Consider the following 13,630-nt stretch of genomic DNA (forward strand, 5'->3'; position numbering starts at 1 on the left):
TTCGCTCCATTCCAGTTAAGGTGAGATGCTATTGAAAGAATTTCTCAGGCTTCTGTTTGACCAACCCATACAGGAACCCGAGGAACAACGCCAGATAAAATCCGGATGCCGGTGACGATAAAATGTGTCCGGCTATAAATGCTGCACCAAGACCGATACAAGCGCCAACACCGCTGAATAAAGCAGTTGTGCTTACTGTACGGAATCGCTGCTTGAAGATGAATACCAGGATTCTGCCGATAATAAACAAAAGCGGCAGTACGAGGATCAGTGTCCCGAGATATCCAAAGCCGAAGAACCAATCCAGGATATCCATTTCAATGATCCTAGGTTCTTCCCCGGTATAGTTTCCGCCAATTCCCATGCCAAAGACTTTCTGGATGACGGGTGCCCGTTCAAAGTAATAAAGTACTGTGCCAAAGAATTCTTCCCGGCCATTCAATGCCATGAGCTGCCAGGAACTCCACTGTCTTACGCTGCCAGGAGGCGGGACCTCCCCTTCTGCTTCCTCCGGCAATGGTGGCGCTTCTGCTTGTTCCTGCTGCTGTGCCGCCTTTTCATTTGCCATGTCTACAGATAACCCGAGGTTATTACCGATTGGCATCTCAGGAGAGATGAAGACGGTCACTGCTAGCAAGACTAACACGACACCAGACTGGATGAAGTTGCTTCGTGTGATGATTGCTTGTATGAGAAGTATTAGGAACGCCATTCCCAACACAAGCAGGGCTGCTCCGAATGCGACCTTCGTTCCGATTGTCAGCATCGCCCATATCATGACTGCTATAAGTGCTGTACAGATAATTTGCGCCACAAGTCCCTTCTTTATGAAGAGATAGTAGATGATTGCCCCGCAGAAACCCATACCTAAAATGGCACTGATTTCATTACCGGAAAAGAACCAGCCAGAATGTCCTTGCTTTGCTAAGTAATCATAGCTCCGCTTCCCTGTACCAGTTAGTTCGGCAAGAAGCATAACGACACTGACGACACTTGTGTTTATAAATAGATATTTCGGTACAATCACTTTCCATTCCCTATTTTCTCCTATATGGCGGAAAATCATCACATAGACAAGTAAGGCTGTGATAAAGAAGAAGGTCTTCAGGATAAACGTCAATTCGCCTGCCGCTGAAACGGGATCCTTCCATATCATATTGACACCGAAATTGATGGCAAAATAGACAGCCAGCACCAGCATGTAAATGAAAGTATTTCTGCTCCAGCGCCGATCCGGATAGCTAAGCATGTACAATGCCCCAATCGGAATGACGAGCAGCCGTACTGGATTGGAAATCGGTATCGAGAAGTACGACAGCAAGTCGAGAAACGGCTGAGCCAAAATGAAGAAAATAAAAAGTTTTTCGAATATATGATAGTTGTGCTTGAGTTTCTGTGTCAGAGCTTGCAAAATGATTGTCCTCCTTCTTGCCACTCTTGCCAATTACTTAGCAGCGGAGCCGCCTCTTCCCAATAGGATATAAAATGATTTGATTTTCATCAGGAATACGCAGATCAGAAATACGATGACACCGACTGCTGAACAGATCATAATCGTCAGGATAGGCTGTACATCGCTTAAAGTCTCTTTGATCAAGAGAACAGCGATTCCCATGATGAGTACACTGGCAGTCGTCTTGGCGACATCTGCTAGCATTGCACTTACAGATATGCCACCCGTGAGCTTCCGGAACAAAAGGAAGCAGGCAACTGCATAGATCAAGCCTGTCACGGATGAAGAAAGCGGGATACCGATGAAACCGAAGCTTTCTGTAAATAAGTAGTTGAGCAAAAGCTTCAAACCGATAGATAAGAACCCCAGCCGCATCATGTAATGTCCCTTTTCCATCGTATAAAAACCATTGTTGACGATAATGACCAGACTGTAGAACAAGATGGTTCCGAAGTAATAATATGCTGCGATGCTCGTCTCTCCTGCATGCTGTGCAGTGAATTCTCCGTTTACAAAAAGCAGGGTAACTATCTCAGGCATCAGCAGCATCATTCCTGTCAGAACTGGCAGCAGGACGAAATACATAATCTGCAGGCCGCGTGTGATGTTCTCCTTAAAGCTTTCCATGTCCCGCTTTGCATATGCGGCAGCAAGCAGTGGAAATACAATTGTACCAACTGTCACTCCGATAATATTCTGCGGGAATTGTGTTAAGTTCTTTGCGATATTTAAATATGTAACAAAGCTACTGCCAAGCATATTTGCAAAAGATGTATCAATCAGCAAAGTAATTTGACCGATCATCGCCGTAAGCGCTACCGGAATGAAGATATGGTAGAAGCGCTTGTTTTCTTCCCAATTTATTTTGCCTTTTAAGGTAAGCGTCCGTTTTGGGAGCAAGAGCAATAGCTTGAATAGCAAGCTCAGGATCACGCCTGCCAAGTTACCAAATGCAAAAGCATAAGCCCCGATCTCATCCGCGAAGAGCAAGGCGCTTCCAATTGTTCCTAAGAGCACGATTGCTTGTGCCAGTACCGATAAATAGTATTTGTTCTCGGCATCGAAGTAGGCTTCGAGCACCGCATTGACACCGACGAATAGTAACGAGGAAAGGAATATGATCGTCATGATCATTGCCATATGCGCTGTATCGCCTGTCAGATTCGGATATAGAAGACGGATATATACCGGCGCGATAAAAATGAAAACAACCGAGATCAGTAAACTGAGCAGCAGTGTCCCTTTCCATACATCCTGCAGATGTGAAAGCCCTCTGCTCTTTTCTTTGTATTTGATATAACTTGGAACGAACGCACTCTTCATACCTGTTGTCAGGAACAAGATGAACATATTCGGCAGTGCGAATGCCGCGTAGTAGGCGTCCGATTCGCCGCTGGCTCCGAAATAATTAGTTATGAGCATATCCCGGATCAACCCTGACACCTTCAGAACGAGGGTCACGAACAGCAGCAGCAGACTGGCGATGCGAAGTTTCGACTTCATGATAGGACCTCTCTCTATTGCCCATGCAGATATAGCTTATGGGATGCGTATTGCTGGCTAAATTATAAGACTGAACAGAAAGCCGTTTCAAGGCAATTTACAGTAACTTAACGTACCGCATAGCATGCAACACGCCTTCATCCCTTCCAGTAACTGGGCTGGGGCATAACTTTACAAAATATTCGCATATTCATACTATTTACAATTACTTCACCATTGGTTAACAGTTGCACAATAATCCTTTGCTAGACTTGGTTCGACATATCCTAGAAAAGGAATGGAGTGTACGTAGTGAAAATAGCTGTATTGATTCCATGCTACAACGAAGAACAAACAATCGGTGATGTTATCGATGCTTTCCGGAACCAGCTGCCCCATGCAGATATCTATGTGTTCGACAACAACTCAAAAGACAAGACGAGCGAGGTTGCCCGGAGGCATGGCGCAATCGTCCGTCATGAATATCAGCAGGGCAAGGGACATGTTGTCCGTTCTATGTTCCGTAATATTGAAGCGGATTGTTATGTAATGGTCGACGGGGATAATACATATCCTGCTGAATTCGTCCATGATTTGATTGCACCGATCCAGGAAGGCCGAGCCAATATGGTTATCGGGGACCGTCTGTCGAATGGCACATATGTAAAAGAGAATAAACGCAAATTCCATAACCTTGGTAACACAATGGTGAAAAGTTGCATCAACTTCCTATATAAAAAGAAGCTTAGCGATATCATGACAGGCTACCGTGCCTTTGACCGTCTTTTTGTCAAGACAATGCCCATCATGAGTCCCGGCTTCGAGATCGAGACCGAGATGTCAATCCATGCACTCGATAAGCGACTTGCAATCGTCGAAGTACCTATCGCTTATCGGGACCGTCCGGAAGGAAGCCATTCAAAATTGAACACACTGGCTGATGGCCGCAAAGTGCTGTATAAGATTTTCACCCTGTTTAAGGAATACAAACCGATGCTCTTTTTCACAGCATGGTCCCTGCTGTTTCTCATTCTCGGGCTAGCTGTCGGCATTCCGGTTATTGCTGAATACTTCGCTACCGATTTCATCACCCGGGTTCCTTCAGCCATCCTCGCTGTCGGATTAGTTGTCCTATCGGTGCTGAGCTTTGCTTGCGGCGCAATTTTGGATACTGTTGCTTCCAATCAGCGTAAGCAATACGAATTGGAATTGAACCGGATTCAGGCAGAAAGCAAACCGAAACCTGTCCAAGGTATGACCAGAACTGGAGGCTCCATGTAATGACGCTTGTTCGAAATCTTTTGATCAGTGTGGCTGCAGGTCTTGCAGCCACTATTTCTGTATTGGCTGTTATGCAGGAAAGGCAGGACACGTCACTTTTGAAATATGCTGTCCTTGCTGTTATCAGTATTTGTTTCTTTTATGCTTTCCTTATCTTTAGTAAACAAATTCTCCGGGCTGTTCTGGAGAAACGTTACATAATGATAGGCATTGCTTTGCTGTCAGTTTATACGCTGATCAGCTTGATTGACTGGCCGCTGTTCATCAATCGCCCTTGGTATGAGACGGTAATTGTAGATGTCATTTCACTCGCTACAATTTTCTGCTTCTTTTCCTTCATTGCTTTTATCCTGCTACGCGGAGGTTATATGTGGCATAGGACGGCGGTAAGCAGGTGGCAAATCCTTTGGTATATGCTGCCGATGATTCTTGTTTGGATGGTCTACTTGCTCGCTTTCTTCCCAGGTAATATGAGCCCTGATTCCTTGAACCATTGGCGGCAAGTAGAAAATATGGAGTTCAATAACTGGCATCCATTCGCTTACACAATGGTGATTCTCGTCCTGACACAGATTTGGGATTCTCCGGCCATCATCGTGTTATTCCAAATTTTGCTCATGTCGTTTGTGTATTCCTATGGAATCTATTCCTTCCGCCAATATGGACTCGGAAAAACGATCGCTTGGATTGCAGCCCTCCTATGGGCAGCACTGCCGGTAAACGGCATTTTCTCCACCATTCTTTGGAAGGATGTCGTTTATAGTACTTTCATCGTTTTCCTGACACTCTTTGTTATGAAAACAGTGCTGCAGGAAGGGAAAAATCTGCGGACTTGGAGTGGCATCGCGACATTTACAGTAGTTCTCCTCGGCATTGCATTCTTCCGTAATAATGGATTACCAATTGCCATTTTAACGGCGATAGGCATGCTCCTTGCTTATCGGAGAAACTGGAAGCAGCTGCTGACACCGCTCGTGCTCGTTTCCGCTCTTTATATTGTCGTCACGGGACCAGTATTTACTGCTTACAACATCCAATCTGCCAACCCGAATGAATCTATGAGCATACCGACGCAGCAGATTGCCGCAGTCGTATCCCAGGATGGAGAACTGACGGAAGAACAGCTCAATTACTTAGATACGATATTGCCGATTGAGGACTGGGATGCGTACAATCCATATCTGACAGATCGTATCAAGTTCCACGATAATTTTAAGGACGATGTCATTGTGGCCGATATGGGCAAGTACTTATCCATCTGGTTCGATATTGTCAAACAGAACCCAGCTACCGTCATCGAGGCATATCTGAAGCAGACTTCCCTCGTATGGCAGATCAATAAGCCAGTGGACGGTTATACAAATCCGTACACGATTGACGTGGATCCAAACGAGATGGGATTGGAAACGAGACCGGTGAGCCAAACACTATATGATGTAGTGGAATATGGTCTGGAAACATCCCGCTACCATACAGAAGAACTCTTCTGGCGTCCGGCTGTTTTCAGTATTCTCATCATCTTATTCAGCTTGATCGCTTCCCGGAAACTTGGAGCAATTGCTTGGCTGCCGATTTTGCCAGTGCTTTTGAATACGGCAACAATCTTTGTTGGACTGCCGGCTCAGGATTATCGCTATCAAGTAAGCAATAGCATGGTAAGTATCTTCTTCCTTCTCTTTGCATGTTTGTACAAGAAAGGAAAGGAGCCAAGCCATGGAGAACGCGCGACCTCAACAAAACAGTCATAACAAGCAAAAGCTCGGTATAGCTTTAATCTTATTGTCAGCTGTCTTTACAAGCGTCGGTCAGTTGTTGTGGAAGATCGCGGACGGGGAAATCAATATTCCCCTCCTGATCGGCTGTGCCTGTTATGGAGCAGGAGCAGTCACCATGATGATTGCATTCCGTTTCGGTAAGCTTAGTGTGCTGCACCCGATGCTGAGCCTTGGTTATGTGTTCGCATTAGTGATGGGCTCCATCTTTTTGGATGAGCATATTTCTGCCATGCATATCATCGGGACGGCGCTGATTATCGTTGGGGCGATCCTGATTGGGGGTGGGGAGAATTAGCTGGATCTTATTAGTTACCTGTACGATGCTCGGTGCGGGCGGCGGATTCTTCTTCAAGCGGGCCAGTGATCCATCAACACATACGTCTCGTACACTTCTAATTGGTCTCACTTGTTATGGATCTGCTGCATTGATCAACATCTATGTGCTCGCATTGCTGCCTTATTCTGTCGTCTTCCCACTGACGGCCATTACCTACGTGTGGACATTATTGCTGTCGTATTACTTCTTAAAAGAACATATTCGCTTACGGCAAATAGTCGGTGTCGGACTGCTTGTCGCCGGCGCTGCCTGTCTTGTCCTATAAAAAAACGACTCCCGCTTTAATCGCGGGAGTCGTTTTCTTTTTGTACAGTCTTATTGACTAGTCTGTAGGGGCGTACACGTACCAATTCAGTAAATTGTTCCGATAGATGCAAGGTTGAAAATTTGAAGTTCGAGTCTGCCCAGCGCATGATAAAGCCGACAGTAGCTGCCATTTGAAAATGAATCATCAGATCATAATCCACCGGAATCCTTGGAGTTTCTGTTTCCATATAAAAATCACCTGATAAGCAGTCGACGAATACTCGCAGCATCTTGTCAGCTATATCAGGATAAAGAATTCGCAGAGCCTGCAAGACATGCCTTTCTTCATAAATATGTGTGAATATGCGCATCGTGGAAGGAGCCTGCTCCTGTAAATCGACAAAAGCACTTTCCTTATAAGGTTCTAACAAAGCGATAGCAATACCATCCAGGAAATCAGCAAGGATACTTTCCTTCAGACTCTCTTTATCAGCAAAATGCTTATAGAAGGTGCCACGGTTATAATCGGCTTGATCGGCTATTTGCTGGATGCTGATCCTCTTTTCTTCTTCCTCCAGAATCAAATCGATATATGCCTGTTTAAGCGCCTTCACACTTCTTTTGCTACGTCGGTCCGTTTTCAATTTCATCAACAAAACCGCCTTTTTTGTATATTAAATCTATTTATCTTCTATCTCTAAAATCTTTTTGTTGATTAGGTTACATTAGCTAAATTATTGAGCATTGTTACCTAGTTGTCAATGCGCTAAGATTACTATGACATAACCTTCTAAAAATCTTCAGTAATATCTTCTATATATACTAAGGAGGCTCGCACAGTGAAGGAATTCCAAGGAAAGGTCGTTTTGATCACTGGCGCTGCCGGCGGAATCGGGTCAGCTGCAGCCAAAGCATTTGCAGAAGCAGGCGCCAAGCTTGCGTTGGTCGACCTTTCAGAAAAGGCATTAGACAGGGCTGCGGCAGCTATTGAAACAGAAAAGATCCTGCTTCCTGCAGACGTCACGAAAGAAGCAGATGTAGAACAATTCGTGGAAAAGACACTGCAGCGATTTGGAAGAATTGATGTGTTCATTAATCAGGCAGGATTGAGCGGTGACTTTGTTCCGATTACTGAACAAACTGCAGCGAGCCTGGAGGAAGTACTTCAGGTGAATGTGGTCGGTGCCTTCCTCGGCTTAAAACATGTTTTGCGTGTCATGATTGAGCAAAAAAGCGGCGTAGTCGTCAATACTGCATGCAGCGGCAGCTTACTGGGCGGACCGGGTATGAGCACGTACGTAGCCTCCAAGCACGCTATGCTCGGACTTAATAAGACAGCGGCTTTGGAAGTCGCAGATTACGGTATCCGAGTGAACGCAATTTGCCCGTCAGCTTTGGACACAGAATGGATGGAAGCTATCGAAACGAAGGCAGCTAAAGGGAATGAGAACACAGCCCGCCGAGGCTTTGAAGCGAGTTCACCTATGAATCGGTATGGAGAAGTCGAAGAGGTGACTGGACTGATGCTCTTCCTCGCTTCTGATCGCTCCAGCTTCATCACCGGCTCTTATTACCGTGTTGATGGCGGACAAGGAACAACATCAGTATAAAAAAGAAAGACGAGCGGACAGGTACCTGTCTGCTGCGTCTTTTTTAGTTGGAATCAAATTCTTCTTTCAGTTTATCAAAGAGGATGCGGGCACCTTCCGGACTTAAATACAAGTTGTCTGCATACTGCTTGTTTTCCGGCGTGATTTCTCCCGTTATAGCACAAGTAAAACCAGGCTGATACTTTCGGAAGATGATCTTGTCACCTTCGACAAAAATTTCCACAGGATCTTTTTCTTCTATGCCGAACTCTCTTCTAATTTCTTTCGGCACGACGACACGCCCAAGATGATCGACCCGTCTCGTAATCCCGGTACTCTTCATGAAAACGCCTCCTTTACTGTGATGTTAACACTATACTATATATTTCTTATTATTGAAAATATTATTGTCGTAAAAAGAAGCACAAACACTGATTCTGTTTGTGCTTCTTTTTGTTACTGAAGGATTCCTTCGAGTTCCTGTCGTGTCCGGTCTGCAATAGCAGCATCTGAGCCGAGATAGAAAATCTCAGGCTGATCGGTAACCTTATTTAGAAAAGCTCGTGTCGGCTTCGTAACAGCATCCGGTCTCGTCAGAACGATAGGTGCATCATATTTAGCTGCAAGCGGTGCACCAGACAGACTGTCTACCGTCGTTTGACCGTTAGCAAAGAATACTTGATCCGGATTGTTTCCATAATACTTCGTGATAACAGCAGCATTCGTCGAATAGCGATCAGGTCCGTATACACGTTCCACAGAAGCACCAAGCTGCTTGACTGCATCCGCTACACGTTTAGACACGACTGTCTCACTGCCGATAATTGTCACTTTTTTAATACTATTGCGCTTGATATAATTCTTTACTTCTTCATGCAGCTCTCCCGTTCTTGTCAGCAAGATAGGGATGCCTTCTTTTCCTGCATGAGGTCCGATAGTGAGCGCATCCGGCGATTTCTCATCTCCGACTGCAAGGAAGACCTCTGATGGCTTACTTGCAACAGCTGCTACTTCCTCTGCTACTTTTACGGCTGTCGCATAACGAGTAGAGCCGGCTACTCGTTCGACTGTGCTATTAGGAAACTTTTTACGCAAATCGTTCTCGACATTTTTCGAAATAGCTGGTTCTGCACCGACTATATAGATGGTAGACGGATTCAGTCGATCAATCTCCGTAATTGTCACCTGCTCCAGCTTATTCTGATCCGTTAACAGAAGCGGAGAATCCGTTTGGGCTGCCAGGACGCTTCCTGTGAAAGCATCAATTGGCAGATCGCTTCTTCCAATTACGACTGCTTCAGGAGATTCCAGATGCCAGCCGTAGTTGGAAATGCTCGCACTTGTGGCATTACGGCGTGAACCCTCCAAATTGTGCACGACCATAGGTGCCTTGCTCAAATAACCGCTGGCTACATAACCTGTTTTGCCGCTGCTAGTACGCACTGGATACCAGACATAGTGATTTACATTGGAATTATTTGCAGTGTAGCCGCCAGTGATTGTCAGCTTTTCCCCTCTTGACAAGGAGCCGATGGAAGAACCATTCGGACTATTGCGCAGCGTGAGCTGGTCAGCTGTAACATATACTGTGCTGCCATTTCCATAATTCTGTGTGCTTTCATGCAATGGTCCAGGCGTGGATACTTGGTTTGTCTGGAATGAGAAGTATGAACCAAGTTTTCCGCTAATTCTGCCAGGTGTCAAAAGATGAGTCGGGAAAGGCGTCGTGGTAATCAACGACTGATTCTCCATTTCCTTATACACAAGCTCCTGGTAAGCAGTTTGCGGATTTGCTATTGGATCATTCCGTTCTAACCGTCCATTGTATGCCAGAATAGCAAAGTACCAGTTTTCTAATTTATCAGGATTACCATCGTTGACCTTTGGAATCAGATTATATGCCAAAGTGGATTCAGCTTTCGCGTTAGCCTCATTCCATTTGTCTTTCAGAATACGCATCCCGCGATCGATATTGTAATCGATATCGTGCATCAGGCGCTCTATTTCCTCGGTGTCATTGCGGTTATAATCGGAAACCTGCATGATACCGATACCAATACAATCATAGCCGATCACCACATTGGATCCGTCCGAAATGCTGCAGGAAGCCTGATAGGAAGGTGTGCTCCCCGTCCAATACTGTTTCCAGCCGCTTTCACGGAAAGCGATTGATTTCACGATCTCTGCTGGCACATCGTATTTAACCGCAGCTGCTGTCAGCTTACGGCTGATGGTGTCATAGCTTGGGTTTGAATAGCTTGCAGCACTAGCACGAAACGTGCGTGCTTGTGAAGCACTTGCTGTCGGTTCTGTCCGCTTATCCTCTTTCGTCACTTGCTGCGGAGCTACTGTGAATGCTTCGATATATACTTCTTTCGGTTCTGCAAGCGGTACATCCTGTTCGATTTTTGGGTAGCTTACTTCAAGCTGTGTCCCTTCCTCATCTACAGTGAGTCTCGCTCCTTCATATAAATCGGATTGATAAATGCGTTCCAGTTTCTCATTTGTGACATGCAAGATATCGAATTGCAAGGCTTGTGCTGTTCCATGTGTACGATACTCTACAATTACATAAGATGTATTGTCCATTGTTGTTTCCTGAACAGAGGCAATATCTGCATCTGGAATCGTGGATTCATAAAGTGTCCCAGAATCTCCCTTAATCCGAATTACCCCGTTCGTATCATTCGTTACTTCGACAGTTTTACCATCTGACAATTGTACCGTTGCCGCACCCTCTGAAAAAGCATGACTATTCGACTCTGCTTGGACATCAGCAGGCTGGATAAATGCTAAGCATGCAAGAAAAAGACCAGCAAAAAAGACATATATATTCGTCGCTCTGCTTCTTTCCACCTGTTACCCTCTTTCTTTTACTAGATTCGCAATACAAAATGCTTATGTCGAATTTTGTATCACCTCTTTTAAACTATAAAAAGAGTAGGCGGAATTTACTATACCCTCAGAACAAACTTAACATTGCAAAAACCGATTTTACAATCGCTTAACAAAAAAGCCCAACCATAGTTGGACTTCATCGAGAGAATATTTTTGTCAAGCGAGGCTTGATTTCTTCCACTTCATAAGCTGCTGCTGTCTGTTTTGCCGATTCTTGAATCGTTTGCTTCGCTGCCTCTGGCAGTTCCATATAGGCAGTGATGCAGCCAGCCAGCTCCTCAGCAGATCCTGGTTCAAAAAGAAAGCCATTCCTGCCATGTTGCATATAGTCTAACAGTCCTGCCATCCGGCTGCCGATTACAGGTGTTCCGCAAGCCATCGCTTCCAGACCTACAAGACCAAGGCTTTCTCCTTCTCGCATCGTTGGAAAACAGAACACTGTCATACTATTGTATACACTGTTCAGCTTTTGTTGGGACAGAAGCGGGAAATGCACAAGATTTTTCCGTAATCCATAACTGTCCACCATATTATCAAAGCTTTCTTTCTCCAGTCCATCACCGATGAACAATAGCTTGCGTTTTTCCAGTTTGCCTTGTTCCTTCAGGAGCTTGGCAGCCTTCAGATAGACATCCCAGCCTTTTCCTCTATCAATCCTGCCAACAAATCCTATATAGCTATATGCCGGATTGATCTCAAGCTCCCGGCAAGCAAGCTGGGTATCTTTCTCATAGAAGGTATCCTTGTTAATGCCTCCGGATGGAAATATTTCGATCCGATTCGTCAAACCATATTTCTGCTGCACAAGCTGCTTATAATAATCACTCGGTGTAATGACAGTATCTGATACTTCTAATAAACGCTTCACGTAAGGCTGGTATTTCTGCCGTTTCTGAAACTCTGGCACAACATCACTGCCATGCACATTTGTGTAGACAACCATATTCTTGTTCAATTTCTTGGCAATCAGCACCGGAATTGAATTATGTGTTGCATAATGCACATAGGTAACATCATATTTCCGGAAAACAGATTTCCCGATCACTTTGATAAAATGACTGGCATAAGCAATCAGCTTACCTAAGGAACTCGATTGCTTTGTGACGACAGTACGGTCGAATGCTACTCCCGACTGTGCAAGGATCTTTTCTGTATTTTCGACAAACACCCCATAATTGGGATGCTGCTTGCTTGGATACATATTTGCGATCAAATGAACTTTCATACGAATGCCCCTTACGTACTTAATTGTAAACAAATTGTACGCTTATTCGACAATGCTTGCAGTAGGATTGTCTACTTCTTTAGAAACAATTTACAATCAATGATCAAGCAGACCGAGGAGGAATTCATAGCTTGAGAAGGAATCTCTCCAGGTCGACCAATTTATTTGCTGCGGTTTCCACGGCGTAACGAAAGGTTCATTTTGGTAATAATCACCTTGATTCGCAGGAAGGAATGCTCCTGTTTCGAGACCAGATGTGATAGCTGCCTGGTTATCATTCTGCGCTCCGATATCCACCTTGGTTGTGAATAACTGACCGTTTGCCATTCTCCAAACTTGATCGTCTTCCACCTGTGCCGGTTTAACGGTAGGAGCTTGACTGGCATAAGCAAGTAAAATATCGGTATCCACATGATAGCCAGCTAAAAGCTTATCTGCTTGGTCATCTTCTGCCAAGTAAGATGCTTCAAATTTGTACGTGCTTTCTTTTCCGGCATTAGAAACGGGCTGTTCAGCCAACTCCGTGATTTCCCCTTTCAAAGCAGGACCATCTTTAAGCTTCGCCTCAATCGTCATGGCATTCTGCACCTGTTTCCGCTCCGATTCGACCAGTTCTCCAGTAATAACGAGTTCACTGCTCTTTATCGTAATAATAGGTTTATTCCCAGGTTCATTGATAGCTTCCACAGTGCCTGCCGCTGGACTCGTGACAGTCACATATTCCCCTGTCTCCTCCAAACCAGCCAGCTGTTCTTCCGCGGCTGCAAGTTCTGCATTTTTCTGGGCAAGCTCTTTTTCCAAACTGATGCGGTATTGCTCCTGCAGCTGGGCAGTCTGCTCTTCCGTTGCCTGCTGCAGCGCTTCAGTTGCTTGATCTGTATTTTCCTCGTTCTCAGGTTCGTCAATCGTTTCTGGAACGCTCACATCTTCTGAAAATGCTGTAGCAGTAATATCAGACTCGCCTGCTTCTGAAATTGCTTGCTCCACTGCCGCCGCCTGTTCATCCAGCGAAGTAATGCTGGCTGTCAATTCACGGTACGTTTTCGCATAATCTGCTACTTTATAGGTGAAAAGGTCAGCTCCCTCTTCTACTGCATCGCCAGGCTCTACAAGCATTTCTGAGACAGATCCTGACTCGGAATCCAAGTAGACTGGCACTTCATTCGCAGAGGCTAGTACACCCGGAACAGATAACGTCTCTGTTACATCCTGCGCTGTTACCTGCTCCCACTTATGTATAAAATTCGTCCTGCCTACCCGGCCTTCATCATCCAAGAATAGGATGGAGATGTTGACCAGTACAAGGACGATTCCTAATGCTAGTAATAGCTTTTTCTTCATCCT

At 45.1% G+C, this 13,630-nt stretch carries 12 protein-coding genes; 5 read left to right on the top strand and 7 right to left on the bottom strand.

The window, feature by feature from the left end; genetic code table 11:
* Window positions 1-28 precede the first annotated feature (28 nt).
* A complete protein-coding gene (locus tag ABXS78_RS14260; protein WP_366247761.1) occupies window positions 29-1,411 on the bottom strand; it encodes an O-antigen ligase family protein in 1,383 nt (460 codons plus the stop codon).
* A 33-nt stretch (window positions 1,412-1,444) separates the two neighbouring features.
* On the bottom strand, window positions 1,445-2,956 hold the full coding sequence (gene murJ, locus ABXS78_RS14265; RefSeq protein ID WP_366247763.1) for a murein biosynthesis integral membrane protein MurJ: 1,512 nt from the start codon (window positions 2,954-2,956) through the stop codon (window positions 1,445-1,447).
* 291 nt (window positions 2,957-3,247) lie between these two features.
* Between murJ and ABXS78_RS14270 the strand changes: the two genes are divergently transcribed.
* Genes ABXS78_RS14270 through ABXS78_RS14285 form a run of 4 tightly spaced genes read left to right on the top strand, consistent with a single transcriptional unit; the run spans window position 3,248 to window position 6,593 of the window.
* A complete protein-coding gene (locus ABXS78_RS14270) occupies window positions 3,248-4,216 on the top strand; it encodes a glycosyltransferase family 2 protein (protein ID WP_366247764.1) in 969 nt (322 codons plus the stop codon).
* Window positions 4,216-5,964, top strand: coding sequence for a DUF6020 family protein (locus ABXS78_RS14275; RefSeq protein ID WP_366247765.1), 1,749 nt, complete (start codon window positions 4,216-4,218; stop codon window positions 5,962-5,964). The genes ABXS78_RS14270 and ABXS78_RS14275 overlap by 1 nt, the downstream gene beginning before the upstream one ends.
* Window positions 5,930-6,286, top strand: coding sequence for an EamA family transporter (locus ABXS78_RS14280; RefSeq protein WP_095220901.1), 357 nt, complete (start codon window positions 5,930-5,932; stop codon window positions 6,284-6,286). Before ABXS78_RS14275 ends, ABXS78_RS14280 begins: the two co-directional genes overlap by 35 nt.
* Window positions 6,273-6,593, top strand: a complete 321-nt coding sequence (locus ABXS78_RS14285) for an EamA family transporter (RefSeq protein ID WP_366249950.1) — start codon at window positions 6,273-6,275, stop codon at window positions 6,591-6,593. The genes ABXS78_RS14280 and ABXS78_RS14285 overlap by 14 nt, the downstream gene beginning before the upstream one ends.
* A gap of 16 nt (window positions 6,594-6,609) precedes the next feature.
* On the opposite strand, the gene ABXS78_RS14290 is transcribed toward ABXS78_RS14285, so the two are convergent.
* Entirely contained in the window at window positions 6,610-7,224 is a 615-nt protein-coding gene (locus ABXS78_RS14290; protein WP_366247767.1) for a TetR/AcrR family transcriptional regulator, read from the bottom strand.
* A 189-nt stretch (window positions 7,225-7,413) separates the two neighbouring features.
* Here ABXS78_RS14290 and ABXS78_RS14295 point away from each other — a divergent pair, with 189 nt between their 5' ends.
* Window positions 7,414-8,184, top strand: a complete 771-nt coding sequence (locus ABXS78_RS14295; protein WP_366247768.1) for a glucose 1-dehydrogenase — start codon at window positions 7,414-7,416, stop codon at window positions 8,182-8,184.
* A gap of 43 nt (window positions 8,185-8,227) precedes the next feature.
* Here the strand turns inward: ABXS78_RS14295 and ABXS78_RS14300 are convergent, their stop codons facing one another.
* From ABXS78_RS14300 to ABXS78_RS14315, 4 genes are all read right to left on the bottom strand, one after another.
* Window positions 8,228-8,506 (bottom strand): AbrB/MazE/SpoVT family DNA-binding domain-containing protein, encoded by a 279-nt coding sequence (locus tag ABXS78_RS14300; RefSeq protein ID WP_095220905.1) that lies wholly within the window; start codon window positions 8,504-8,506, stop codon window positions 8,228-8,230.
* 113 nt (window positions 8,507-8,619) lie between these two features.
* Window positions 8,620-11,019, bottom strand: a complete 2,400-nt coding sequence (locus tag ABXS78_RS14305) for a cell wall-binding repeat-containing protein (protein WP_366247769.1) — start codon at window positions 11,017-11,019, stop codon at window positions 8,620-8,622.
* Between the two features lie 178 nt (window positions 11,020-11,197).
* Window positions 11,198-12,286: a glycosyltransferase gene (locus ABXS78_RS14310; protein WP_366247770.1), complete on the bottom strand. Its 1,089-nt coding sequence runs from the start codon at window positions 12,284-12,286 to the stop codon at window positions 11,198-11,200.
* Window positions 12,287-12,382: 96 nt separating this feature from the next.
* On the bottom strand, window positions 12,383-13,627 hold the full coding sequence (locus ABXS78_RS14315) for an efflux RND transporter periplasmic adaptor subunit (RefSeq protein WP_366247771.1): 1,245 nt from the start codon (window positions 13,625-13,627) through the stop codon (window positions 12,383-12,385).
* Window positions 13,628-13,630 lie beyond the last annotated feature (3 nt).

Source organism: Terribacillus aidingensis, from assembly GCF_040703035.1.
Taxonomy (GTDB): Bacteria; Bacillota; Bacilli; order Bacillales; family Amphibacillaceae; genus Terribacillus.

What these genes read in the sequence shown, in the direction of transcription:
- ABXS78_RS14275 (WP_366247765.1), top strand. Translation starts at nt 4,216, where the DNA reads ATGACGCTTGTTCGAAATCTTTTGATCAGTGTGGCTGCAGGTCTTGCA.
- murJ (WP_366247763.1), bottom strand. Translation starts at nt 2,956, where the DNA reads ATGAAGTCGAAACTTCGCATCGCCAGTCTGCTGCTGCTGTTCGTGACC.
- ABXS78_RS14280 (WP_095220901.1), top strand. Translation starts at nt 5,930, where the DNA reads ATGGAGAACGCGCGACCTCAACAAAACAGTCATAACAAGCAAAAGCTC.
- ABXS78_RS14310 (WP_366247770.1), bottom strand. Translation starts at nt 12,286, where the DNA reads ATGAAAGTTCATTTGATCGCAAATATGTATCCAAGCAAGCAGCATCCC.
- ABXS78_RS14315 (WP_366247771.1), bottom strand. Translation starts at nt 13,627, where the DNA reads ATGAAGAAAAAGCTATTACTAGCATTAGGAATCGTCCTTGTACTGGTC.
- ABXS78_RS14290 (WP_366247767.1), bottom strand. Translation starts at nt 7,224, where the DNA reads ATGAAATTGAAAACGGACCGACGTAGCAAAAGAAGTGTGAAGGCGCTT.
- ABXS78_RS14300 (WP_095220905.1), bottom strand. Translation starts at nt 8,506, where the DNA reads ATGAAGAGTACCGGGATTACGAGACGGGTCGATCATCTTGGGCGTGTC.